A 22,661-nucleotide genomic window follows, 5' to 3' on the forward strand; every position below is an offset into this window, starting at 1 on the left:
TGGGCGGGGATGACGGGAAAAGACGGCGGAAATGAGAGGAACTTCGATGCTATTCTACGACAGTCCCAACCCGGCGCCCAATCCGCGCCGCGTGCGTATCTTCGCCGCCGAGAAGGGCATTGAGCTTCCCAGCAAGGAAGTCTCGATCCCCAAGCGCGAGCAGAAGGCGGAGGACTTCGTCGCCAAGAACCCGCGCGGGCAGACGCCGATCCTCGAGCTCGACGACGGCACCGTGATCGCCGAAAGCGTCGCGATCATGCGCTATCTCGAGGCCGAGCATCTCGAACCGCCGCTGTTCGGCACCACCTCGCGGGAAATCGCGGAAATCGAGATGTGGTGCCGCAGGGTCGAGATGATCCTCATGCCGCCGGTCGGCGCGGTGTGGGTGCATACGCATCCCTTCACCGCCGCCCTGCCGGGGCGCAATGCGGAATGGGGCGAGGCCAACCGGCCGCGCGTTGCCGAGGCGATGCGCTTCTTCGACGAATCGCTCGGGGCGCGCGACCACCTCGCCGGCGACGATTTCTCCGCCGCGGATATCCTGCTGCTGACCACGGTCGATTTCGCCAAGTTCGTCGGGCTCGAAATGCCCGGGGAATGCGCGGCGCTGGCGGCATGGCACGAGCGGGTATCGGCACGGCCCAGCGCGGCGGCCTGAATCCCACCCGCTGCGCAAGCCTCTTGCACGCGGGCGTCATCGCAGCCAAGGTCGGTTGCGAAACGAAACGAAACTAACCAATAGCACCCTGGAGAGTGACGCGTGAGCTACGAAACCATCGTCGTCGAAAAGGACGGCCCGCTGACCACCATCACGCTCAACCGGCCCGACCGGTTGAATGCGATGCCGCCGCAGATGGCGGACGAAATCGGCGCGGCTTTCTACGATCTGGGCGACAGCCGCGCAGTTCTGATAACCGGCGCGGGCAAGGGTTTCTGCTCGGGCGCCGATCTCGCCGCGCGGGGCGAGGGCAGCGCGCTGCAGAACAAGGGCGGCAGCCACCGCGCCTTGCAGAACCATTACAACCCGGCGATCAACCAGGTGCTGCGCGCCGACGTGCCCGTGATCTGCGCGGTCAATGGCCCCGCCGCTGGCGTCGGCTGCAGCCTTGCGCTGGCGGGCGACTTCGTGCTGGCGGGCAAGAGCGCCTATTTCCTCCAGGCCTTCGTCAACATCGGCCTCGTGCCCGATGGCGGATCGACCTGGCTGCTCGCGCGCTCGATCGGCCGCGCGCGCGCCACGCGGATGATGATGCTGGGCGAGAAGATCGGCGCGAGCCAGGCCGAGGACTGGGGCCTGATCTACAAGGCGGTCGATGACGATGCGCTGATCGGCGAAGCCCGCGCGCTGGCGGAGAAGCTCGCCAATGGTCCGACGCTGGCCTACGCCACGATGAAGAAGAACATCGCCACCGCGATGGACGGCACCATCACCGAGGTGCTGCTGGCCGAGGCCGAGGGCCAGCGCCTGGCGGGTGCGAGCAAGGATGCGATGGAAGGCGGCATGGCTTTCCTCCAGAAGCGCAAGCCGGACTTCAAGGGCGAGTAAGAGGCGAACGCCGCAAGTCTTTCGTCATCCCCGCGAAGGCGGGGATCCAGCGAAGCTTGCCATTGATCGCACCCTTATCTGGACCCCCGCCCGCGCGGGGGTGACGGGGGTAGAGGGTGGTTTGCACCGCGCCCGCTCTTTTCCTGTGCATACGATTGTGGTTTAGGACCGTGCATGACCGACAAGCCGACTTATGACGATTGGAAGCCCCTCGCCGACAAGGAAGTGAAGGGGCGCGATCTCACCTGGCACACGCCCGAGGGGATCGCGGTGAAGCCGCTGTATACCTCCGAGGACACCGCAGCGCTGGTCGATCCCGGGGTGCCGGGGATCGCGCCGTTCACGCGCGGGCCCTATGCCTCGATGTACACCGGGCGCCCGTGGACCATCCGCCAGTATGCGGGCTTCTCCACGGCAGAGGAATCGAACGCCTTCTATCGCCGCAACCTTGCGGCCGGGCAGAAGGGTTTGTCGGTCGCATTCGATCTCGCCACGCACCGCGGCTATGACAGCGATCACCCGCGCGTCGTCGGCGATGTCGGCAAGGCGGGCGTCGCGATCGATACGGTGCGCGATATGGAGATCCTGTTCGACCAGATCCCGCTCGACACGATGAGCGTATCGATGACGATGAACGGCGCGGTCATCCCCGTGCTGGCCTTCTACATCGTTGCCGCCGAACGGCAGGGCGTCGCCCAGGACAAGCTGGCAGGGACCATCCAGAACGACATTCTCAAGGAGTTCATGGTCCGCAACACCTATATCTATCCGCCCGAACCGAGCATGCGGATCGTTTCGGACATCATCGCATATACTTCGGCCAACATGCCGAAATTCAACAGCATTTCGATTTCGGGCTATCACATGCACGAAGCCGGGGCGACGGCGGTGCAGGAACTGGCCTTCACCATCGCCGACGGCAAGGAATACGCCAAGCGCGCGATGGAAGCGGGCCTCGATATCGATGCCTTTGCGCCGCGCCTGTCCTTCTTCTGGGGCATCGGCATGAACTTCTTCATGGAGATCGCCAAGATGCGCGCCGCGCGCGCGCTGTGGCACGATGTCATGGAAGGGCTGGGGGCGCAGAACCCTAAGTCGAAGATGCTGCGCACGCACTGCCAGACCAGTGGCGTCTCGCTGCAGGAGCAGGACCCCTACAACAACGTGATCCGCACCACGGTGGAAGCAATGGCGGCGGTGCTGGGCGGAACGCAGTCGCTGCACACCAATGCGCTGGACGAGGCGATCGCGCTGCCGACCGATTTCAGCGCCCGCATCGCGCGCAACACGCAGCTGGTGATCCAGGAGGAGACCGGCATCACCAATGTCGCCGATCCGCTGGGCGGCAGCTATTACATCGAAAGCCTCACCGCCGCGCTGGTCGAACAGGCCAAGGCCATGCTCGACGAGGTCGAGGCGGCCGGCGGAATGACCGAATATGTCGCCAGCGGCAAACCCAAGGCGCAGATCGAGGAGGCGGCAGCCGCCAAGCAGGCCAGTGTCGACCGCGGGGAAACCGTCATCGTCGGCGTGAACAAGTACCGCCGCGACAAGGAAGACGAGATCGACACGCTCGATATCGACAACCACAAGGTCCGCCAGAGCCAGATCGCGCGGCTGGAAGAAGTGCGCGCCAAGCGCGACGATTTCGCCTGCCGCGCTGCGCTCGACGCCCTGGCGCGCGGGGCCGCCCAGCGTGAGGGGAACCTGCTTGCCCTCGCGGTCGAGGCTGCGCGTCACGATGCGACGCTGGGCGAAATCAGCCAGGCGATGGAAGACGCCTATGGCCGCTACGACACGATTCCCAAACCGGTCCGCGGGGTGTATGCTGCCGCCTATGCCGAAGACGATCGCTACCAGCAGGTCGTCGAAGGCGTGCAGGCGGTCGAACGCCGGCTCGGGCGCGCACCCCGGCTGATGGTCGCCAAGATGGGCCAGGACGGGCACGACCGCGGCGCCAATGTCATTGCCAGCGCGTTCACCGACATGGGCTTCGAAGTCCTCTCTGGCCCGCTGTTCCAGACACCCGGTGAAGCCTGCGCCATGGCGCTGGAACACGATGTCGACGCGATCGGCGCCAGCAGCCTTGCCGCGGGACACAAGACGCTGATCCCCGAGCTGATCGGGCACCTGCGCGATGCCGACCGTGCCGATATCAAGGTGATCGCGGGCGGGGTGATCCCGCAGAAGGATTACGACTTCCTGCGCGATGCCGGGGTGCAGGGCATCTACGGCCCGGGCAGCAATGTCGTCGAATGCGCCGCCGACGTGCTGCGCTTGCTCGGCCACAACATGCCGCCCGCGGGCGAGGATCTGGACGAGGCGGCGCAGTAGTGAGCGCATCTTCGTCCCCTGCCTTCCTGCCGCTTGCCGCCATGATGTTCGCGGCCGGGCTGGGCATTCCGGTTTTCGCGGCGCTTAACGCGGGGCTCGGCCAACAGCTTGGCGGGCCCGTGGCGGCGACGGCGGTGACCTTCGCGATCGGCTTCGTCATCGCCACTGCGATGCTGGTATTCACCGGGTTTCCCGCCGCCAGCACCTTCACATTCGAACGGCCCTGGTTGTGGATCGGCGCCGTCATGATGCTGTTCTACGCCACTTCGGTGGCCTATTCCGCGCCGCGTATCGGGCTGGGCAATGCGATCTTCTTCGTGCTGCTGGGCCAGATCGTCGCTGCGGCGATTATCGACCATTTCGGCCTGCTTGGCTCCATCCAGAGCGCGATCACCCCCAAGCGCGCGCTCGGGCTGGCGGTCATGGCATTCGGCCTTTACCTTGCCAGGAAGCCTGTATGACCCACATCCGCACCGACTGGACCCGCGACGAGATCGCGGCGCTGTTCGACCTTCCCTTTACCGAACTGCTGTTCCAGGCCGCGAGCATCCACCGCGAGTTTCACCCGCCAAGCCAAGTCCAGCTGTGCACGCTGCTCAGCATCAAGACCGGCGGGTGCCCGGAGGATTGCGGCTATTGCTCGCAGTCGGTGAAGGCCGACAGCGGGGTCGAGGCAACCAAGCTGATGGAAGTACAGTCCGTACTCCAGCGCGCGGCGCAGGCAAAGGACCAGGGCAGCCAGCGGTTCTGCATGGGCGCCGCCTGGCGCAATCCCAAGGATCGCGACATGCCCGCGATCGTCGAGATCGTGAAAGGCGTGCGCGCGATGGGGCTGGAGACCTGCATGACGCTGGGCATGCTGACGCCGAAACAGGCCGACATGCTAAAGGAAGCGGGCCTCGACTATTACAATCACAATGTCGACACCGGCCCCGAATATTACGAGCGGGTGATCTCCAGCCGCAAGTATGAGGACCGGCTCGACACGCTGCAGAACGTCCGCGATGCGGGCATCAATGTCTGCAGCGGCGGGATCGTCGGCATGGGCGAAACGCGCAGCGACCGGGTGGGCTTCGTCCACACGCTCGCCACACTGGAACGCCATCCCGAAAGCGTCCCGGTCAACGCGCTGGTCCCGGTCAAGGGCACGGTGCTGGGCGATATGCTGGCCGACACGCCGCTCGCCAAGATCGACGATATCGAATTCGTCCGCACCGTGGCGGTCGCGCGCATCACCATGCCGATGAGCATGGTGCGCCTGTCGGCCGGACGCGAGAGCATGAGCGAGGCCACTCAGGCGCTGTGCTTCCTCGCCGGGGCGAATTCGATCTTCACCGGCGACAAGCTGCTCACCGCGCCCAATGCGGGCGACGACACCGACGCGGCGCTGTTTGCCAAGCTGGGCCTGACGGCGCTGCAGCAGGAAGAACCGATGCGCGCCTGCAAGGTGGCCGAGCCGGCCGAATGATCATCCTGTCGTCCCTGCTGCTGACTGCGCAGGCCGCTGTCGGCATGCCCGACTGCGCCGACCCGCAAGTCCAAAGCGAGATGAACATCTGCGCGCATCGGGAATGGGAGCAGGCCGATGCCGAACTGAACGCGCTGTGGCCGCAAATGCGCGCGATCATGCAGCGCGAGGACGGTTATGCGGTCGAGGATGACCAGCCGGGCTATTGGGAGAGCCTGCTGGAAGCCCAGCGCGCCTGGATCGCGTACCGCGACGCGCACTGCCGGCTGTCGAGTTACGATGCGCGCGGGGGAACGATGCAACCGCTCCTCCACAGCACCTGCATGACCGCTCTGACCGAGCGGCGAACCGAAGAACTGCGCGAATTGACGCGCAATCAGATGTCCGGCGAAGCGAAACCCGGAACGGAGAACTGACACCGATGTTCACGAAAATCCTCATCGCCAATCGTGGCGAAATCGCCTGCCGCGTCATCAAGACGGCCAAGCGCATGGGTATCGCGACCGTGGCGGTCTATTCCGATGCCGATGCGCGCGCGCCCTTCGTTCGCATGGCGGACGAGGCGGTGCATATCGGCCCCGCAACCGCTTCGGAAAGCTATCTGGTGGCGGACAAGATCATTGCCGCGGCCAAGCAGACCGGCGCCGAAGCGGTGCATCCGGGCTATGGTTTCCTGTCCGAACGCGCGAGCTTCGTCGAAGCGCTGGAAGCGGAAGGCATCGCTTTCATCGGCCCGCCGGTGAACGCCATCGCTGCCATGGGCGACAAGATCGAGTCCAAGAAGCTCGCGATGGAAGCGGGCGTCAACGTCGTCCCCGGCTTCGTTGGCGAGATCGAGGATACCGAACATGCGGTGCGGATTTCCAACGAGATCGGCTATCCGGTGATGATGAAGGCCAGCGCGGGCGGCGGCGGCAAGGGTATGCGGCTCGCCTATTCTGAACAGGACGTGCGCGAAGGCTTCGAGGCGACCAAGCGTGAAGGCCTCAACAGCTTCGGCGATGACCGCGTGTTTATCGAGAAGTTCATTCTCAATCCGCGCCACATCGAGCTCCAGATCCTCGGCGACAAGCACGGCAATGTGATCTATCTCAACGAGCGCGAATGCAGCATCCAGCGCCGCCACCAGAAGGTGGTCGAAGAGGCCCCGTCGCCCTTCGTCACACCCAAGATGCGCAAGGCCATGGGCGAGCAATGCGTCGCGCTGTCGCAGGCGGTGGGCTATCACAGCGCGGGCACGGTCGAACTGATCGTCAGCGGCGCCGACAAGACCGGCGAGAGCTTCTACTTCCTCGAGATGAACACTCGTTTGCAGGTGGAGCATCCGGTGACTGAGGCGATCACCGGGGTCGACCTGGTCGAGCAGATGATCCGTGTCGCGGCGGGCGAAAAGCTGGCGATGACGCAGGACGATGTCAAAATCGACGGCTGGGCGATCGAGAACCGCGTCTATGCCGAAGATCCCTATCGCGGCTTCCTGCCGTCCACCGGGCGCCTGGTAAGGTACCAGCCCCCGGTCGAACCATGGGCCGATGATGGCGCTGCCAATGGCCGCCGCGGCGTCGACGGCATCCGCGTCGACGACGGCGTGTTCGAAGGCGGCGAAGTGTCGATGTTCTACGACCCGATGATCGCCAAGCTGGTCACCTGGGGCGAAACGCGCGACGAGGCGGCCGATCTGCAGATCGCGGCGCTCGATGCCTTCCGCATTGAGGGGCTGGGGCACAATGTTGATTTCCTCAGCGCGATCATGCAGCACCCGCGCTTCCGTTCGGGCGAACTGACCACCGGCTTCATCGCCGAGGAATATCCCGATGGGTTCACCGGCGCGCCCGCGTCCGACCAGCTGACGCGGGTTCTGGCCGCGGTCGCCGGCGTCATCGCCACGGCCGATGCCGACCGCGCGCGGCGCGTCGAAGGGCAGCTGTCCGACGACCTCTACGCTCCCGGCGACTGGACCGTGCGCATCGGCGAACGCGAGGAAGGCTCGACATCGCACGAAGTGCGGCTCGAGGAAGCCGCGCTGACCGTCGATGGCGAACCGGTCACGCTGGAAATGCAGTACACCCCGGGCGAAACGATGGTCGATGTCGCGCTGTTTGAAAACGGAGCGGACGACGATGCCGATCCGGTTGCGCGCTACACGCTCCAGCTGCGGTCCACCCGGACCGGCTATGCCATCACGACGCGCGGTGCGACGCATCATTTGCGGATCCTGCAGACGCGGGTCGCGCATCTCGCGGCGCATATGATCGAGAAGACCCCGCCCGATCTGTCGAAAATGCTGATCTGCCCGATGCCGGGGCTACTGGTGAAGCTGCACGTAGCCGAAGGCGAGGAGGTCCAGCCGGGCCAGCCGCTCGCCACCGTCGAGGCGATGAAGATGGAAAACATCCTCCGCGCCGAAAAGCAGGCGACGGTGGGGAAGATCAACGCGGCGGAAGGCGATTCCCTCGCGGTGGACGAGGTGATCCTCGAACTCGAATAGTTCGCGGATCCGGCGCAAACGGAACTTCCTGCGCAAGATCGGTTCAGCGGTGCTTTCCGTTTCGCGCAGGTTTCCCCGCCGAGCCGGCCAAAATGGTAAATGCTCTGGAATCCCTGCGCCAAGGGGTAGATAATCCGTGCCTTCGGGTTCGCCTTGTGCATCCACGCAGGAGGTTTCGAACATGGCACGCATGGGTACCGGTTTCTTCGATGCGAAGGGCCACTATTTCAAAACGCCGGACGAGGCGACGATCAGCGACTTGTCGGCCATTCTCGGCAAGATCGGCGACGGCGAAAGCCTCGCTCCGGGTATAGCGCACACGCTGCTGCATCGTCGCAGCGAGATCGAGCAGCTTTTCACCGACCACGACCGCATGCTGGCAGAGTACGAGCCGGTGGGCGCGGCCTCGGTCACGCGGCTGGAAACGCGGCTCAGCTGATCAGGTCGCTGCCGGCGCAAGCGCGAGGTGGTAGCATTGGTTTTGCGGACCATTGGCGTAGTCCGCGAAAGCTTCGCCGGCGATAAATTCGCGCTTGGCATACAGTGCGACCGCGGGGGCGAACCGCTCGTTCGTGCCCGTCTCGAGGCTGAGCCGGGAAATCCCTTCTGCTGTGGCGATCGCGATCAGGCGGTCGAGAACTGCCGATGCAACTCCGCGGCCCAGATGGTCCGCATGGGTGCGCATCGATTTGAGTTCGGCACTATCGGCGGACAGGCGTTTCATCGCCCCGATGCCGACCAGCACTCGTCCACGCCATGCACCCAGCAGCGTGATGCCCGGTCCGGAAAGGCCACTCTCGTCGAGCGCAAAGCTGGTACCCGGCGGCGATATCGCCAGCATGTCGCGCTGGTGATAGGCGACCAGTTCCCTCACTGCAGGATCGGAAAGGTGGGCGGGGCGGATGTCGAGCACCATCCCCGCAACGATGCGCGCGGCCGGATCGGCGGTCAATGCGCCTGCAATTGTTCGTCGAGGAATGCCGCCATGTCGGTCATTTCGACATCGCGGGCGAGATAGGCTTCGCCGATCGCGCGGAGCAGGATGAACGGCAGCGTGCCCGCGTCCATCTTCTTGTCGTGGAGCATGTGGTCGGCAAGCCGCCGACCGCCGCAGTCGAGCCCCAGCGCGGAAATTTCCGCGGGCAGGCCGGCAGCATCGACCGCGGCAGTCACGCGCTGCGCGTCGGCCAGCGAAATTTCTCCGCGCCGCGCCGAATAGCGTGCGGCCAGGACCATCCCCAGCGCGACGCCTTCACCATGCAGCAAACGGTCGGAAAAGCCGGTTTCCGCCTCGAGCGCGTGGCCGAAGGTATGCCCGAGGTTGAGCAGCGCGCGGGCCCCGCTGGTCTCGCGTTCGTCCTCCGCCACGATCCGCGCCTTGGCGGCAACGCTGGCGGCGACGGCGCGTTCGGTGGCAGCGGGGTCGAGGGCGACGACGGCCCGGCCGTCCTGTTCGAGCCAGTCGAAAAAGCCGCGATCGCCGAGCACGCCGTATTTGAGAACTTCGGCATAACCGGCGCGAAGTTCGCGTTCGGGCAGCGTGCCCAGTGTGCCCAGATCGGCCAGCACCAGCGAAGGCTGGTGGAACGCGCCAATCAGATTCTTGCCCGCCGCGGTGTTGATCGCGGTCTTGCCGCCGACCGAACTGTCGACCTGCGCCAGCAGCGTGGTGGGCAGTTGCACGAAGCCGCAGCCGCGCTTGAGGATCGCGCAGGCAAAGCCGGTCAGGTCGCCGACCACGCCGCCGCCCAGCGCGAAGACATGGTCGCCGCGTTCGACACCCTGGTCCAGCAGCCAGTCGGTCAGCCGGGCGAGACTGTCCCAGCTCTTCGATGTTTCGCCGGGCGCGACATCGTACCAGCGCGGTTCGATGCCCACGGCAGAAAGCGAATTGCCGACGGCTTCGCCCCAGTGTCGGCGCGCGTTGGCATCGGCCACGATGCAGGCATAGCGCTTGCGCAGGAAGGGCCGGGCCTGCGCTGCCAGATCGGCCAGCAACCGGTTGCCGACACGCACTTCGTAGCCCCGGCCGGCCAGTTCGACGGGAATTACAGCCATGCGTCTATCGCACTCAGGATGCTCAGCGCGGTTTCGGTGTGCGGCGCATCGTCGGTGACGACATGGACCTGCGCCTCGGCATAGGCGTCGCCGCGCTGGTCCTTGAGCTGCGTCAGGATTGCGCGCGGATCGCCCTTGCGCAGCAGCGGCCGGCTGTCGCGCCGCGCGGTGCGTTCGACCAGCGTATCGATATCGCAATCGAGCCACACCGCGATGGCGCGGTCGAGGATCAGGGCCCGGGTCTCGGGATCGACGAAGGCGCCGCCGCCGGTGGCGATCACGCCGTGGCCTTCCTCGACCAGCCGGGCAATCACCCGGCGTTCGCCGGCGCGGAAATAGAGTTCGCCATGCGCTTCGAAGATTTCGCTGACCGACCGGTCGGCGGCGCGTTCGATTTCCTCGTCGACATCGATGAAGTCGGTGTCGAGCAGCGCCGCGAGGCGGCGTCCGACCGTGGACTTGCCGACCCCCATTAGGCCGACCAGCACCACGGGGCGATCGATCCGCCGGGCAAGGCCGCCGATTTCGGCAGGCGTGAAGGCTGTTGCATGGGTCATTGCCGCCGTGCCTAGAACTGGGCTAGGGCGCGGGCAAGGTATCAGCACTTGAAACGGGACGCGAAAATCTTGGCGATGAGCGGGAGAAGGATTGCAGGTCTCTTGGCAATATTGTTCGCCGTGCTGGTGATCGCGGCGCTGATCGATGGCGGCGAGGAACCGCTGCATCCGATCGAACAGGGTATCGATATGCCGGAGGCTGCACGATGAAATCCGCATGGCTGGCGGGCGGCGCCGCACTGGCGCTGAGCTCGGCGATGGTTCTCGCGCAGGACGCACCGGTCGATCTGCTGCCGCCGGGTTTCGACGAACCCGCGCCGGCACCGACCCCGACGCCGACACCCCGGGCGACGCAGGCTCCGGCCGCGCCGGGACCGGCTGCGGCACCACGCGACCCGGGCGAAGCCGGCGCATCGCAATCGGGCGAAGTAGTGCAGCCCCTGCCGACACCGCCGGCGCCGGTCGGCGGGACCGACCTCGACCTGGCCGACTTGCCGACGCTCGAAGAGCTCGAGGCGATGTCGACCGACGAACTCGACGAATTGCTGGGCCTGAAGCCGAAATTCGACATCCCGCCCGCGGCACGCCGGTCGATGGAACAGGTGGGCATTCTCGGCCAGCGCGAGGGCGGTCTGCCGGCTGCTTCGCTGGCGCGCCAGCCTGCCGCGCTGGTGCGCGCGGTGCTGGCCGGTACGACGCGTCCGATGGTTTCGCGCTGGGGGCACATCCTGCTGCGCCGCGCCCTGGCCAGCCGACTGGCGACGCCTGAGGAAATGGATCCGGTCGAGTTCGCGACGTTGCGGGTCCGCGCGCTCAACGCGCTGGGCGAACATGTCGTCGCCCGCGCCGTCGTCCAGGATATCGACACGGCAAACTATTCGCCCGCGCTCACCGATGCGGCGGTAGAGGCCTATATCGGCAGTGCCGACATTATCGGCGCCTGCCCCGCGGTGCGGCTGGTCGATACCCGGCGCGACGATGCCGAGTGGCAGATGCTGGCGGGGATCTGCAATGCCTATGCGGGCGAGGCGACCCGTGCGCAGAACGACCTGCGCCGCCTGCTGTCGCGCACCGAGGACGACCGTATTGACGTGCTGCTGGCGCAGCGTGTGGCGGGCTCCGCCGGGCGCGGACGCCGTGCGGTAACCATCGAATGGGACGGGATCGCGGCATTGACCCCGTGGCGGTTTGCCCTGGCCAATGCGCTGGGCGAGCCCGTGCCCGACGAATTGCTGGGCGATGCGGAGCCGGACCTGCTGCGGACCGCGGCGCTCACCCCCGCGCTTACCCCGCTGCAGCGCGCCCGCGCAGCGGACATTGCAGCGGCCAGCGGCATCCTGTCGTCGGCGGCAATGGTCGATCTCTACAGCCAGATTTTCGCGGAGGAGGGCGCCGAGGGCGATGCCGCTGTCACCGCGTCGCGCCTGCGCGAAGCGTATGTCGGAACAGATCCGCTGCAGCGGCTCGCCGCGATCCGCGATATCTGGGGCGGCGGCGGCGGCGAGTTTTCCTATGGCAGGGTGGTGCTGACTGCCTATGCCGCCGCGCGCCTTCCGGTCGACGATGCATTGGCCGACGATGCGGACGGCCTGGTCGCGGCCATGCTCGCGGCGGGGCTCGATCGCGATGCGATGCGCTGGGCCGGCGTGGTGGATGACGGCAGTGTCGGCTGGGCCATGCTGGCCCTGGCCGATCCCGACGGTTCGGCAATGGTCAGCGATGGCGAACTCGATGGCTTCGTGGACGAAGACGATTCGCCGCGGCAGCACAAGTCGCGCATGCTGCTCGCGGGGCTCGCGGGCCTGGGGCGCGTCGCGGATGCCGAAATAGCCGAGTATGGCGAGCGGCTGGGGATCGACCTGGCGGCGCAGACACGCTGGACGCGGATGATCGAACGCGCGGCCGAAGTCGACAATCCGGCGCTGGTCGCCATGCTGGCGGGGCTCGGCATGCAGGGATCGGGCTGGGACCGCATGACGGCGCGGCACCTGTTCCATATCGTTTCCGCATTGCGGCGCGTGGGGCTGGAAGCCGAAGCCAGAATGATCGCCGCGGAGGCGGTCGCGCGCGCCTGACATGGGCGCTTCGATCGCCGATTTTCTCGCCATGCTCGCCACCGAGCGCGGGGCGGCGCGCAATACGGTTCTCGCTTATGGCCGCGACCTCGAACAGGCGGAGGAACTGATCGGAACCCGGCTGGAGGACGCCCAGCCGGCGCAGCTCGCCCGGTTGGGACAGGGCTGGTCGTCGCTGGCCCCGGCGACGCTGGCGCGCAAGGTTTCAGCCCTGCGGCAGTTTTTCGGTTTCCTCGTCGATGAAGGGCTGCGCGAGGATGATCCGACGCATGCGCTGCCGCGCCCTGCCACGCGCCGCCCGCTGCCGAAGATCTTGTCGCATGCCGAGGTCGAAGCGCTGTTCGCGACCGCGGAAGAAGAGGCCCGGGGCAATGCCCCGCTCGCGGTGCGGATGCTGGCGCTGCTCGAAATGCTCTACGGTTCCGGGCTGCGGGCCACCGAACTGGTTTCGCTGCCGCTTTCCGCAGTACCGCGCGATGCGCCGTTTCTCACCGTTACCGGGAAGGGCGGCCATGCGCGCATGGTTCCCGTCAGCCAGCGGGCCGATACCGCGCTCAAGCGGTGGCTGGCGCTGCGCGGATCCGATTCGGTTTGGCTCTTTCCCTCGCGCAGCGGGCACATTTCGCGCGTGCGCCTGTTCCAGCTGCTCAAGGCGCTGGCGGTGCGCGCCAACCTCGCGCCCGAGAAGCTCAGCCCGCATGTCCTGCGGCACGCCTTCGCCACGCATCTGCTCGAAGGCGGGGCTGATTTGCGCGCGCTGCAGACGCTGCTGGGCCATGCGGATATTTCGACCACGCAAATCTATACGCATGTCGATGCCGCGCGGTTGGTGAAACTGGTCAACGAACGCCATCCGCTTGCACGCGCGCGCGCTTCGGACTAGCGCCGTAGCATGATTTCCTATCTCGAATTCGAGAAGCCGGTCGCCGAGCTTGAACAACGTATCGCCGAACTGCGGAGCGCAGCGGAGGGCGATGATGTCGACATCACCAACGAATTGCAGCGGCTCGAGCTGAAGAGCGCGAACCTGCTCGCCAGCACCTATCAGGCGCTCAGCCCGTGGCAGAAAACGCAGGTCGCGCGGCACCCGTCGCGCCCGCATTTCCGCGATTATGTCGAATATGCCTTCGACGAATTCGTGCCGCTGGGCGGGGACCGCTGCTACGGCGACGACGAGGCGATCCTCGGCGGGTTCGCGAAGCTCGATGGCCGCAAGGTGATGCTGATCGGCCATGAAAAAGGCAACGATACCGCCAGCCGGGTCCGCCACAATTTCGGCATGGGCAAGCCCGAAGGCTACCGCAAGGCGATCCGGTTGATGGAAATGGCCGGACGGTTCGGCCTGCCGGTGGTGACGCTGGTCGACACCTCGGGTGCCTTTCCCGGGATCGAGGCCGAGGAACGCGGCCAGGCCGAAGCCATTGCGCGTTCGACCGAGGCCTGCCTGGCGTTGCCGGTGCCGATGGTGGCCGCGATCGTCGGCGAGGGCGGATCGGGCGGTGCAGTCGCGCTGGCCAGCGCCGAGCGGGTGTTGATGATGGAACACGCGGTCTATTCGGTGATCTCCCCCGAAGGCTGCGCCTCGATCCTGTGGCGGACCGCCGAGAAGGCCCCCGATGCCGCCGAGGCGATGAAAGTGACCGCGCAGGATCTGGCCGCGCTGGGCGTGATCGACCGGATCGTGCCCGAGCCTGTCGGCGGGGCGCATCGCGATCCGCGGGTGGCGGCAACCGCGCTCGGCGATGCGATCGTGGAAGAGCTGGACGCGCTGGCGCGGCATGCGCCGCATGAACTCAAGCGGCTGCGCGAAGAGCGTTTCCTCGCGCTCGCCGGTTGAGGACGCGGTACCCCGGCGGGAACAAACCGCCGCATGATCCGGTTCTTCCCAACATATTCAACGCCTCGCGCGACAGGCCGGGAATGTCCGGCGGCCGCGTGCCAGATTTATGGGGACCGCCGCTCATGACGCGCATTTCACTCGCCGCCGCCGCATCCGTTTCGACACTCTCGCTGGCGCTGGCCGGCTGCATGGGCACGGGGAACATCCCCAGTGCGTCCACCCCGATCACGCAGAGCGAGGCGCAGATGGGCGCCGAGGCGCATCCGCAGCTGCTCAACGAGTTCGGCGGAGCGATGAGCGGCAGCCATGCGCAATATGTCGAACAGGTGGGCAAGAACATCGCGGTCCAGTCGGGCCTCGGCAATGCCCGCGAATCCTTCACCGTCTCGCTGCTCAACAGCCCGGTGAACAACGCGTTCGCGATCCCCGGCGGTTACGTCTACACGACCCGGCAGCTGGTTGCGCTGATGAACAACGAAGCCGAACTGGCGGCGGTGCTAGGCCATGAAGTCGGCCACGTCGCCGCGCGCCATTCGCAGCGCCGGCAGGCCACGGCACAGCGCAACACGCTGCTCGGCGCGGCCGGTGCGATCCTGTCGGGTGTCCTCCTCGGCAATAGCGGGCTCGGGCAGCAGCTCGGCCAGGCTGCCTTGCAGGGATCGCAATTGCTGACGCTCAAGTTCTCGCGCTCGCAGGAACTCGAGGCGGACGAGCTCGGCATTCGCTATCTCAACTCGGCGGGCTACGATCCGCGCGCGATGGGCACGGTGCTGCAGAGCCTCGCGCTGCAGAATGCGCTCGATGCCCGCGTGCAGGGACGCGACAATGCCAATATTCCCGAATGGGCATCGACCCACCCCGATCCGGCCAGCCGTGTGCAGACCGCGCTGGCGAAAGCGCAGGCCACCGGCGTCACCGGCGGCGTCACCAATCGCGATACCTTCCTGACCCGGATCGACGGGCTGACCTATGGCGACGATCCGTCGCAAGGCGTGGTCGAGGGCCGGCGCTTCATCCATCCCGATCTGCGGCTGGCATTCACGGCGCCGCAGGGTTTCTACATGATCAACGGGACGAGAGCGGTCACGATCAATGGCCAGAGCGGGCAGGCGCAATTCTCGCTCGCGCCGTACAACAATGACCTCAACAGCTATGTCACCAGCGTTTTCGCCGGGGTGAGCGAGCAGCAGCAGATCCGGCCGCAATCGATCCAGCGGACCACCGTCAATGGTTTGCCCGCCGCCTACGGGACGGCGCGCGTCGCATCGGGTAACGGGCAGGTCGACGTGACCGTTTTCGCCTATGAGTTCGCCAGCGACCGCGCGTACCACTTTCTCGCGATAACCCCGGCTGGCCAGACTTCGGCGTTCAACGACATGTTCGCATCGATGCAGCGGATCGACTCGCAGACCGCGGCGAATGTGATTCCGCGGGTGGTCGATGTCGTGACGGTCGGCAGCGGCGATACGGTCGCCTCGCTCGCGCGCCGGATGGCCTACAGCGACAACCAGATCGACCGGTTCCGCGTGCTCAACGGGCTGACTTCGAATGAAGGCCTCAGCGTTGGGCAGAAGGTGAAGATCGTCGTCCGCGGGCGATGAACTGCAGCAATTGATCGGGACAAAGAAAAGGGGCGGCGGGTTGAACCCGCCGCCCCTGATTTTCGTCGGGAGTTACCCCGCGTCTTCGCTGCCGCCCATCGTCGTCGAAACGGTGTTGAACGTCGTGCTCAGCTGGCCGCCGAGGTTGTCCATCGCGGTGATCGCGGCAACGGCGATCAGGGCAGCGATAAGGCCGTATTCGATTGCGGTTGCGCCTTCTTCATCGCGGCGCAGCTTGCGGAAAAACTTCATAATTCGTCTCCTGGTTCAGTCTTCGTACCCGGCCCACTCCAAGAATGTAGAGCGGACAATTATGCGTTCTGCAGCGAAGTGGTTTAAAAACCCCTAACCGCTGCGGTCAGCCGCCCATTGCGGCAGCAGCCGCGGTTGCGATTCTCGACCACATGGTCGTCGCAGACGCGCCGAAAGCCTGGAGCCCGCCAATCATGGCGAGAAAGATCAGGGCGAAGATCAGCCCGTATTCGACGGAAGTGGCGCCGCGATTATCGCGTTCCAACATGCGCAGGAATTTGATCATGCCCGGTGCCCCCACTCGTCGCTTGTCTAAGCTGACATGGGATGTTTACGCTGGGGCGGGTTAAGAAATCGTTGAGAGTGGTCGCGAAAGTGGAAAATATCCCGACATGGACCTGCGTCGTCGCGCTGGCGCTGCGCGACGGGAAGGGGCGCTGGCTGATGCATCGGCGCCCCGCGGACAAGCACCATGGCGGGCTCTGGGAGTTTCCCGGCGGCAAGGTCGAGACGGGCGAAACCCCGCGCAATGCGCTGGTTCGCGAGATCGAAGAAGAGCTTGGCCTGGTCATCGAACCGGCGGCCTGTGCGCCCGTCGGCTTCGCCGAGGAGACCAGCGGGGAAGGGCGCCCGCCGATTGTCATCATGCTTTACACTTCGGTCTGGGACGGGAGCGGTATGGGCGCGCTCGAGGGGGGTGAAATCGATTGGTTTACCCCTGAGGAGGCGGAGCTACTTGCCAAACCCCCGCTCGATGTCGCGCTGGCGGCAAAGTTGTTTGCAAAAGGGGTGATTTAGGGATTGCCAAGCTGTGGGTGCCTGCCTATGTGGCGCCCTCCAAGCGCGCCCGTAGCTCAGCTGGATAGAGCACCAGACTACGAATCTGGGGGCCGGAGGTTCGAATCCTTCCGGGCGCGCCACAAAAGGCCATCCTTCTCCGGAAGGGTGGCCTTTTGTGGTTCTGGAGGAGGCGCAAGGGCGCCGGTGCCCGCAAGCCGCGGAGTAGGGCGGTCAGTCGGCCTCGTCTTCGAGCCAGTGCATGTCGTCATCGCTGAAGCCGAAGTGATGGCCCGCCTCATGCACCACCACGTGGCGCACCAGATCGTCCATTCGGACCCCGGTTTCGCGCCATTCGGCAATCAGCGGTTCGCGGAACAGCCAGATGCGCGGCGGGAGCTGCCCGCTCTGCCAGATCGATTGGTCGGGCAGGGGTTCGCCTTCGTAGAGGCCGGAAAGATGCCAGCGGTCCGTGATATCGACCGATGCCAGCTGCTCGGGGGTCGCGAAATCCTCGACCTGCAGAACGACATCGCCCATCTGGTCGCGGAACTGCGCAGGCAGTTCGGCGAAAGCCGTTTCGGCCATTGTCTGCATCTGGGCCCGCGTGGGCGCTTGTCGGTCATGCATGGTGAAGCCGATATGGGTTAGCCGGCCGGGCCCCACAAGACCGGAACCGCGCCGCCGGTGACCGGTTCATCTTCCAAAGGAGATAAGAAACATGGCCGATGCCACGAAGATTTTCGAACGCCTGAAGGAAGATCACGATCGCCACCGCGAGCTGCTGGACAAGCTGCTCGACACGAGCGGGGATACGACCGAGCGCAAGTCGCTGTTCGAAGAGCTGACCAAGGAGCTCAAGAGCCATGCTGCCGCAGAAGAGCAGGCGCTGTATTCCACAATGCTGCGCAAGCCGCCGACGACCGGCGAAACGCGCCATTCGGTAGCCGAGCACCATGAGATCGAAGAGGCGCTCAACGACCTTGCTGCGACCGATATGTCCGAAGGTGGCTGGCTGACGAAATTCAAGAGCTTCGAGCACCAGTACCGGCACCATATCGACGAGGAAGAGGAAGACCATTTCCCTGACTTCGAGCGGCATCTCGACGAAGATGACATGAAGCACATGGAACGGGTCTTCGAGCGCCGCAAGGACGAGGAAATGGCGGAAGCCGAAGTGACGCCCGAGAAGAAGGAAGACGCGAAGGAATAGCGCGCAGCGCAGGGGGCGGCACATGAGTGAAGACAAGCAGGCGGATCCGAGCCGCACTTCGGCGCTGTCGCCTTCGGTCGAGCCCGGGGTCTGGCGCTATGCCAGGGCCTCGCGCGCGAGCGTAATCGTCGATGCTGCCGACTATTTCGCCATCATGCAGGAAGCGATGCTCAAATCGCGCCGTCGGATACTGCTGATCGGCTGGGATTTCGACACGCGGATACATCTGGAACGCGGGCGGCGCTGGTGGCAGCGCGCGTGGAAACGCGGGTACCCGTCGCGGCTCGGCAGTTTCATCGCCTGGCTGGCGCGTCACCGCAAGCAGCTCGACATCCGTATCCTGAAGTGGAGCGTAGGCGCACTGTCGACTATGGGCCGTGCCTCGATGTGGTGGGATCTTGCCCGCTGGTTCCGTCATAGCCGGATCAACTTCCACTTCGATACCGCGCATCCGATCGGTTGCACGCATCACCAGAAGATCGCCGTGCTCGACAACAAGGTGGCGGTGTGCGGCGGAATCGACATGACCGACAAGCGCTGGGACACGCGCGATCACGACGAGGTCGATCCGCGCCGCAAGACACCGCACGGGCGCAGTTACGGCCCGTGGCACGATGCCGCGATGCTGATGGAGGGCGAGGTCGCCACCGCGCTTGCCGAGCTGGGCGACGACCGGTGGACATCGGCCGGCGGTGCCGAGCTGCCCGAAGTTCCCGATGCCCCCGGCAGCCCCTGGCCCGATGCGCTGATCGCCCAGTTCGAAGATGTCGAGATCGGCGTGGCACGTACCCGCGCTGCCTACCGTGACTGGGAAAAGATCACCGAGATCGAGCAGCTTTATCTCGACCAGATCGCTGGCGCGAAGCGGTTCATCTACGCAGAAAGCCAGTATTTCGCATCGCGGGCGATCGCCGAAGCGATCATCGCCCGCCTGGGAGAGGACGATCCCCCGGAAATCGTCATCGTGCATCCGTGCCACGCCGATGGCTGGCTCGAACAGCAGGCGATGGATCATGCGCGTGCGGAATTGGTGCGCGCGATCGGCGAAGCGGATCCGCAGCGCCGGTTTTCGCTCTGGTCCCCATTCACCGGCGAGACGCCGATCTACGTCCACGCCAAGATCATGATCGTCGACGACACGATCCTGCGGATTGGGTCGGCCAATCTCAACAATCGCTCGATGGGCCTCGACAGCGAGTGCGATGTGTTCATCGATTCTGACGCGCAAGGGCAATGCGCACGCCGCCGATGCGATCGCGGCTCTGCGCCATTCGCTACTCGGAGAACACTGCGGCATCGATGAAAACGAGGTTGGCGAATTGCTGTCGCGGCACGGGTCGATGGCCGCGTTGATCGACCATTCGCAAGGCGAAGGCGGCCGAAATTTGCGCCGCTACCATCCTCCCGAACTCAACGACGTGCAAAAGGGCCTCGCCGATAGCGCGCTGCTCGATCCGGAGGACCCCGACGACATGTTCGAGCCGTTTGCAAACGGCGGGCTTTTCCGCAAGGGGAGCAGGCTCAAGCGGTTTCGCGACAAGTTCAGGAGGATCAAGGGAACGTGAGCAGCCTAGTTGGACCCGACGAGGACGATCCGCGCGGCAAATTGCCCGTTCCGGAGCATGTGCAGGATGCGATCCGCACGCTCATCGAATGGACGGGCGACGATCCCGCGCGCGAAGGCTTGCTCGACACCCCCAAGCGGGTGGCGCGCGCGTGGAAGGAATATTGCATCGGGTACACCGAAGACCCGGCAGTGCACCTCGATCGCGTGTTCGAGGAAGTGGGCGGTTACAACGAGATCGTCCTGCTCAAGGATATTCCGTTCCAGTCGCATTGCGAACACCACATGGCGCCGATCATAGGCAAGGCCGCGATCGCCTATCTGCCGCATGACCGCGTCGTCGGCATTTCGAAGCTTGCGCGCGTGCTGCATGGCTTCGCGCGGCGGCTGCAGGTCCAGGAACGCCTGACCGCCGAAGTGGCCGACTGTATCTGGGAAAATCTCCAGCCGCAGGGCGTCGCGGTGGTGATCGAGGCATCGCATGCCTGCATGACCGCGCGCGGCGTGCGCACGCCCGGTGTCGGCATGGTCACGAGTAGGATGATGGGCACCTTCCTCGACGACCATCGCAGCCGCGAAGAAGTGCTCAAGCTGATGGGATACGGCTGACCGCCCGGGCGGCCGGCTCCGAGGTCAAACCCGCAAGTAAAAACGCCCCGCCGGGCAGCAAGCCGGACGGGGCGTCTGTTTGCGTGTCGGCAGGGCCGATGGCTTACATCTGGCCGAGCATGTGTTCCGCACTCGAGACCGAGAAATCGCCCGGTGCTTCGACATTGAGCTGGGTAACCACGCCGTCCTCGACCACCATCGAATAACGCTGACCGCGCTTGCCGAGGCCGAAGCCCGAACCGTCCATCGTCAGGCCGACCGCTTCGGCAAAATCGCCATTGCCGTCGGCGAGCATGGTGATGTCGTCGGAACCGGCAGCGCTTTTCCAGGCGCCCATCACGAAGGCGTCGTTGACTGCCGTGGCGACGATTTCGTCGACGCCCTTCGATTTCAGATCGCCGGCCTTGTCGACATAACCGGGCAGGTGCTTGGCCGAACAGGTCGGGGTGAAGGCGCCGGGCACGGAGAACAGCGCCACCTTCTTGCCCTTGAAGTAGTCGGCCGAGCTTACCTGCTCGGGGCCGTTCTCGGTCGCCTTGACCATTTTTACATCAGGCAGCTTGTCGCCTACCGAAATCGTCATAACAAAACTCCGTCTATCGCGTGTGCCGGGTGAGGTAAGCTGCACCGCGGCGATGCGCAAGCTCCCTGCGCGGGTTGCGGCCCGGTGGTTGGTACGGGGCCGGGGGAGGGGATGTTGCCCTCGTTCGGCTGGGCGGCTAGGGCCGCTGCCATGCGGCAGCCGCGCACTCCCCCCAGGCGGCCACCACCCCGATAGACTGAGGATTTACTGTGAGCGAATTCACCGATTACGTCATCAAGGACATTGCCCTGGCCGATTACGGCCGCGCCGAGATCGCCATTGCCGAAACCGAGATGCCGGGCCTGATGGCGCTGCGCGAGGAGTATGCGGCAAAGCCGCTGAAGGGCGCGCGGATCACCGGTTCGCTGCACATGACGATCCAGACCGCCGTGCTGATCGAGACGCTAGTGGCGCTCGGCGCGGATGTGCGCTGGGCGACCTGCAACATCTACTCGACGCAGGATCATGCCGCGGCGGCCATCGCGGCGCAGGACATCCCGGTCTTCGCGATCAAGGGCGAGAGCCTGGCCGACTACTGGGACTATGTCGGCCGCATCTTCGACTGGTCGACCGATGAGGATCCCGACCAGACAGCGACCATCATTCTCGACGATGGCGGCGATGCGACCATGTTCGCGCTGTGGGGCGCGCGCGTCGAAGCGGGCGAGGAACTGCCCGAGCCGCAGAATGCCGAGGAAATCGAATTCCAGCGCGCGCTCAAGGCGTTCCTCAAGGCCAAGCCGGGCTATCTGACCAAATCGGTCAAGAACATCGTCGGCGTGTCGGAAGAAACCACCACCGGCGTCCACCGCCTCTATCATCTCGCCAAGCAGGGCAAGCTGCCGTTCCCCGCGATCAATGTGAACGACAGCGTGACCAAGTCGAAGTTCGACAATCTCTATGGCTGCCGCGAATCGCTGGTTGATGCGATCCGCCGCGCAACCGACGTGATGCTGTCGGGCAAGGTCGCCTGCGTCGCCGGCTTCGGCGATGTCGGCAAGGGGTCGGCGCAGTCGCTGCGCAACGGCGGCGCGCGCGTGCTGGTCACCGAAGTGGATCCGATCTGCGCGCTGCAGGCCGCGATGGACGGCTTCGAGGTCGTGACGATGGAAGAAGCGGTCAAGGTCGCCGATATCTTCTGCACCGCGACGGGCAACGAACACGTCATCACCGCCGAACACATGAAGGCGATGAAGGACAAGGCGATCGTCTGCAACATCGGTCACTTCGACAGCGAGATCCAGATCTCGGCGCTCGACAATTACGAGTGGAACGAACTCAAGCCGGGTACCGACCTGGTGAAGTTCCCCGACGGCAAGGAAATCATCGTGCTCGGCAAGGGCCGGCTGGTGAACCTGTCCTGCGCCACCGGTCACCCGAGCTTCGTGATGAGCTTCAGCTTCACCAACCAGACGCTGGCGCAGATCGAACTGTGGACCAAGGGCGACGAATACAAGAACGACGTCTACGTCCTGCCCAAGCATCTCGACGAAAAGGTCGCGGCGCTCCATCTCGACAAGCTGGGCGTGAAGCTGACCAAGTTGAGCCAGAAGCAGGCCGATTACATCGGCGTGCCGGTCGATGGTCCGTTCAAGCCCGAACATTACCGTTACTGACGGCCGTTCCGGTCTGGATACACACGCATGAACGCGCGCGGGGGCATTGCATCCCCGCGCGCGTAGGCATAGCTGGCGGG

25 protein-coding genes and 1 tRNA gene are annotated in these 22,661 nt (G+C 65.2%); 19 read left to right on the top strand and 7 right to left on the bottom strand.

Annotation, left to right across the window (positions count from 1 at the left end; genetic code table 11):
* The first annotated feature begins 46 nt into the window (after positions 1 to 46).
* From WKH79_RS02455 to WKH79_RS02490, 8 genes are all read left to right on the top strand, one after another.
* A complete protein-coding gene (locus tag WKH79_RS02455) occupies positions 47 to 658 on the top strand; it encodes a glutathione S-transferase family protein (protein WP_341859498.1) in 612 nt (203 codons plus the stop codon).
* A gap of 102 nt (positions 659 to 760) precedes the next feature.
* The gene (locus WKH79_RS02460; RefSeq protein ID WP_341859499.1) at positions 761 to 1,546 is read left to right on the top strand and encodes an enoyl-CoA hydratase-related protein; all 786 of its coding nucleotides are present in this window, start codon (positions 761 to 763) and stop codon (positions 1,544 to 1,546) included.
* A 174-nt stretch (positions 1,547 to 1,720) separates the two neighbouring features.
* Positions 1,721 to 3,880, top strand: coding sequence for a methylmalonyl-CoA mutase (gene scpA / locus WKH79_RS02465; protein ID WP_063511206.1), 2,160 nt, complete (start codon positions 1,721 to 1,723; stop codon positions 3,878 to 3,880).
* Entirely contained in the window at positions 3,880 to 4,341 is a 462-nt protein-coding gene (locus WKH79_RS02470) for a DMT family transporter (protein WP_341859500.1), read from the top strand. The genes scpA and WKH79_RS02470 overlap by 1 nt, the downstream gene beginning before the upstream one ends.
* Positions 4,338 to 5,348 carry a biotin synthase BioB gene (gene bioB / locus WKH79_RS02475; protein WP_341859501.1) on the top strand — a complete coding sequence of 337 codons (1,011 nt, stop codon included), beginning with the start codon at positions 4,338 to 4,340 and terminating at the stop codon, positions 5,346 to 5,348. Before WKH79_RS02470 ends, bioB begins: the two co-directional genes overlap by 4 nt.
* Positions 5,345 to 5,764, top strand: a complete 420-nt coding sequence (locus WKH79_RS02480; protein WP_341859502.1) for a lysozyme inhibitor LprI family protein — start codon at positions 5,345 to 5,347, stop codon at positions 5,762 to 5,764. Before bioB ends, WKH79_RS02480 begins: the two co-directional genes overlap by 4 nt.
* A gap of 5 nt (positions 5,765 to 5,769) precedes the next feature.
* The gene (locus WKH79_RS02485) at positions 5,770 to 7,836 is read left to right on the top strand and encodes an acetyl/propionyl/methylcrotonyl-CoA carboxylase subunit alpha (RefSeq protein ID WP_341859503.1); all 2,067 of its coding nucleotides are present in this window, start codon (positions 5,770 to 5,772) and stop codon (positions 7,834 to 7,836) included.
* Positions 7,837 to 8,017: 181 nt separating this feature from the next.
* Positions 8,018 to 8,275 carry a hypothetical protein gene (locus WKH79_RS02490; RefSeq protein ID WP_063505175.1) on the top strand — a complete coding sequence of 86 codons (258 nt, stop codon included), beginning with the start codon at positions 8,018 to 8,020 and terminating at the stop codon, positions 8,273 to 8,275.
* Here the strand turns inward: WKH79_RS02490 and WKH79_RS02495 are convergent, their stop codons facing one another.
* From WKH79_RS02495 to WKH79_RS02505, 3 genes are read right to left on the bottom strand one after another with little or no spacing between them, the layout of a single operon-like run.
* Positions 8,276 to 8,788 carry a GNAT family N-acetyltransferase gene (locus WKH79_RS02495; RefSeq protein WP_341859504.1) on the bottom strand — a complete coding sequence of 171 codons (513 nt, stop codon included), beginning with the start codon at positions 8,786 to 8,788 and terminating at the stop codon, positions 8,276 to 8,278.
* A complete protein-coding gene (gene aroB / locus WKH79_RS02500; protein ID WP_341859505.1) occupies positions 8,785 to 9,894 on the bottom strand; it encodes a 3-dehydroquinate synthase in 1,110 nt (369 codons plus the stop codon). Before aroB ends, WKH79_RS02495 begins: the two co-directional genes overlap by 4 nt.
* On the bottom strand, positions 9,885 to 10,451 hold the full coding sequence (locus WKH79_RS02505; protein WP_050599927.1) for a shikimate kinase: 567 nt from the start codon (positions 10,449 to 10,451) through the stop codon (positions 9,885 to 9,887). Before WKH79_RS02505 ends, aroB begins: the two co-directional genes overlap by 10 nt.
* Positions 10,452 to 10,657: 206 nt before the next feature.
* On the opposite strand from WKH79_RS02505, the gene WKH79_RS02510 reads away from it, so the two are divergent.
* From WKH79_RS02510 to WKH79_RS02525, 4 genes are all read left to right on the top strand, one after another.
* A complete protein-coding gene (locus WKH79_RS02510; RefSeq protein ID WP_341859506.1) occupies positions 10,658 to 12,526 on the top strand; it encodes a hypothetical protein in 1,869 nt (622 codons plus the stop codon).
* Between the two features lies 1 nt (position 12,527).
* Complete coding sequence (locus WKH79_RS02515; RefSeq protein ID WP_341859507.1) at positions 12,528 to 13,409, top strand: tyrosine recombinase; 882 nt, start codon at positions 12,528 to 12,530, stop codon at positions 13,407 to 13,409.
* 9 nt (positions 13,410 to 13,418) lie between these two features.
* Complete coding sequence (locus tag WKH79_RS02520) at positions 13,419 to 14,363, top strand: acetyl-CoA carboxylase carboxyltransferase subunit alpha (protein ID WP_050599924.1); 945 nt, start codon at positions 13,419 to 13,421, stop codon at positions 14,361 to 14,363.
* A 125-nt stretch (positions 14,364 to 14,488) separates the two neighbouring features.
* On the top strand, positions 14,489 to 15,967 hold the full coding sequence (locus WKH79_RS02525) for a M48 family metalloprotease (protein ID WP_063512989.1): 1,479 nt from the start codon (positions 14,489 to 14,491) through the stop codon (positions 15,965 to 15,967).
* A 72-nt stretch (positions 15,968 to 16,039) separates the two neighbouring features.
* Here WKH79_RS02525 and WKH79_RS02530 read toward each other — a convergent pair whose 3' ends face one another.
* On the bottom strand, positions 16,040 to 16,219 hold the full coding sequence (locus WKH79_RS02530) for a Flp family type IVb pilin (RefSeq protein ID WP_341859508.1): 180 nt from the start codon (positions 16,217 to 16,219) through the stop codon (positions 16,040 to 16,042).
* Between the two features lie 106 nt (positions 16,220 to 16,325).
* Complete coding sequence (locus WKH79_RS02535) at positions 16,326 to 16,505, bottom strand: Flp family type IVb pilin (protein WP_341859509.1); 180 nt, start codon at positions 16,503 to 16,505, stop codon at positions 16,326 to 16,328.
* Positions 16,506 to 16,594: 89 nt separating this feature from the next.
* Between WKH79_RS02535 and WKH79_RS02540 the strand changes: the two genes are divergently transcribed.
* Together WKH79_RS02540 and WKH79_RS02545 are read left to right on the top strand one after the other, a co-directional pair.
* The gene (locus WKH79_RS02540; protein WP_341859510.1) at positions 16,595 to 17,017 is read left to right on the top strand and encodes a (deoxy)nucleoside triphosphate pyrophosphohydrolase; all 423 of its coding nucleotides are present in this window, start codon (positions 16,595 to 16,597) and stop codon (positions 17,015 to 17,017) included.
* A gap of 45 nt (positions 17,018 to 17,062) precedes the next feature.
* Positions 17,063 to 17,139 (top strand) — tRNA-Arg (locus tag WKH79_RS02545).
* A gap of 91 nt (positions 17,140 to 17,230) precedes the next feature.
* Here the strand turns inward: WKH79_RS02545 and WKH79_RS02550 are convergent.
* Positions 17,231 to 17,584: a metallopeptidase family protein gene (locus WKH79_RS02550; protein WP_228135228.1), complete on the bottom strand. Its 354-nt coding sequence runs from the start codon at positions 17,582 to 17,584 to the stop codon at positions 17,231 to 17,233.
* A gap of 133 nt (positions 17,585 to 17,717) precedes the next feature.
* Between WKH79_RS02550 and WKH79_RS02555 the strand changes: the two genes are divergently transcribed.
* From WKH79_RS02555 to folE, 4 genes are read left to right on the top strand one after another with little or no spacing between them, the layout of a single operon-like run.
* Entirely contained in the window at positions 17,718 to 18,209 is a 492-nt protein-coding gene (locus WKH79_RS02555) for a hemerythrin domain-containing protein (protein WP_050599920.1), read from the top strand.
* A gap of 22 nt (positions 18,210 to 18,231) precedes the next feature.
* Positions 18,232 to 19,512, top strand: a complete 1,281-nt coding sequence (locus WKH79_RS02560) for a phospholipase D-like domain-containing protein (protein WP_341859511.1) — start codon at positions 18,232 to 18,234, stop codon at positions 19,510 to 19,512.
* A gap of 37 nt (positions 19,513 to 19,549) precedes the next feature.
* Positions 19,550 to 19,774, top strand: coding sequence for a hypothetical protein (locus WKH79_RS02565; protein WP_341859512.1), 225 nt, complete (start codon positions 19,550 to 19,552; stop codon positions 19,772 to 19,774).
* Complete coding sequence (gene folE / locus WKH79_RS02570; protein ID WP_050599918.1) at positions 19,771 to 20,382, top strand: GTP cyclohydrolase I FolE; 612 nt, start codon at positions 19,771 to 19,773, stop codon at positions 20,380 to 20,382. Before WKH79_RS02565 ends, folE begins: the two co-directional genes overlap by 4 nt.
* A gap of 103 nt (positions 20,383 to 20,485) precedes the next feature.
* Here folE and WKH79_RS02575 read toward each other — a convergent pair whose 3' ends face one another.
* Positions 20,486 to 20,965, bottom strand: coding sequence for a peroxiredoxin (locus WKH79_RS02575; protein WP_050599917.1), 480 nt, complete (start codon positions 20,963 to 20,965; stop codon positions 20,486 to 20,488).
* 209 nt (positions 20,966 to 21,174) lie between these two features.
* On the opposite strand from WKH79_RS02575, the gene ahcY reads away from it, so the two are divergent.
* Complete coding sequence (ahcY, locus tag WKH79_RS02580; RefSeq protein ID WP_063506078.1) at positions 21,175 to 22,581, top strand: adenosylhomocysteinase; 1,407 nt, start codon at positions 21,175 to 21,177, stop codon at positions 22,579 to 22,581.
* Positions 22,582 to 22,661 lie beyond the last annotated feature (80 nt).

Origin of the sequence: Qipengyuania sp. GPGPB31, from assembly GCF_038396345.1 — a bacterium.
Classification (GTDB): Bacteria; Pseudomonadota; Alphaproteobacteria; order Sphingomonadales; family Sphingomonadaceae; genus Qipengyuania; species Qipengyuania citrea.

Bases quoted from the DNA above. Each gene is read 5' to 3' on its own strand.
- WKH79_RS02455 (WP_341859498.1), top strand. From the start codon at position 47: ATGCTATTCTACGACAGTCCCAACCCGGCGCCCAATCCGCGCCGCGTG.
- scpA (WP_063511206.1), top strand. From the start codon at position 1,721: ATGACCGACAAGCCGACTTATGACGATTGGAAGCCCCTCGCCGACAAG.
- bioB (WP_341859501.1), top strand. From the start codon at position 4,338: ATGACCCACATCCGCACCGACTGGACCCGCGACGAGATCGCGGCGCTG.
- WKH79_RS02480 (WP_341859502.1), top strand. From the start codon at position 5,345: ATGATCATCCTGTCGTCCCTGCTGCTGACTGCGCAGGCCGCTGTCGGC.
- WKH79_RS02485 (WP_341859503.1), top strand. From the start codon at position 5,770: ATGTTCACGAAAATCCTCATCGCCAATCGTGGCGAAATCGCCTGCCGC.
- WKH79_RS02490 (WP_063505175.1), top strand. From the start codon at position 8,018: ATGGCACGCATGGGTACCGGTTTCTTCGATGCGAAGGGCCACTATTTC.
- aroB (WP_341859505.1), bottom strand. From the start codon at position 9,894: ATGGCTGTAATTCCCGTCGAACTGGCCGGCCGGGGCTACGAAGTGCGT.
- WKH79_RS02505 (WP_050599927.1), bottom strand. From the start codon at position 10,451: ATGACCCATGCAACAGCCTTCACGCCTGCCGAAATCGGCGGCCTTGCC.
- WKH79_RS02510 (WP_341859506.1), top strand. From the start codon at position 10,658: ATGAAATCCGCATGGCTGGCGGGCGGCGCCGCACTGGCGCTGAGCTCG.
- WKH79_RS02515 (WP_341859507.1), top strand. From the start codon at position 12,528: ATGGGCGCTTCGATCGCCGATTTTCTCGCCATGCTCGCCACCGAGCGC.
- WKH79_RS02520 (WP_050599924.1), top strand. From the start codon at position 13,419: ATGATTTCCTATCTCGAATTCGAGAAGCCGGTCGCCGAGCTTGAACAA.
- WKH79_RS02525 (WP_063512989.1), top strand. From the start codon at position 14,489: ATGACGCGCATTTCACTCGCCGCCGCCGCATCCGTTTCGACACTCTCG.
- WKH79_RS02530 (WP_341859508.1), bottom strand. From the start codon at position 16,219: ATGAAGTTTTTCCGCAAGCTGCGCCGCGATGAAGAAGGCGCAACCGCA.
- WKH79_RS02535 (WP_341859509.1), bottom strand. From the start codon at position 16,505: ATGATCAAATTCCTGCGCATGTTGGAACGCGATAATCGCGGCGCCACT.
- WKH79_RS02550 (WP_228135228.1), bottom strand. From the start codon at position 17,584: ATGGCCGAAACGGCTTTCGCCGAACTGCCTGCGCAGTTCCGCGACCAG.
- WKH79_RS02555 (WP_050599920.1), top strand. From the start codon at position 17,718: ATGGCCGATGCCACGAAGATTTTCGAACGCCTGAAGGAAGATCACGAT.
- WKH79_RS02560 (WP_341859511.1), top strand. From the start codon at position 18,232: ATGAGTGAAGACAAGCAGGCGGATCCGAGCCGCACTTCGGCGCTGTCG.
- WKH79_RS02565 (WP_341859512.1), top strand. From the start codon at position 19,550: ATGGCCGCGTTGATCGACCATTCGCAAGGCGAAGGCGGCCGAAATTTG.
- WKH79_RS02575 (WP_050599917.1), bottom strand. From the start codon at position 20,965: ATGACGATTTCGGTAGGCGACAAGCTGCCTGATGTAAAAATGGTCAAG.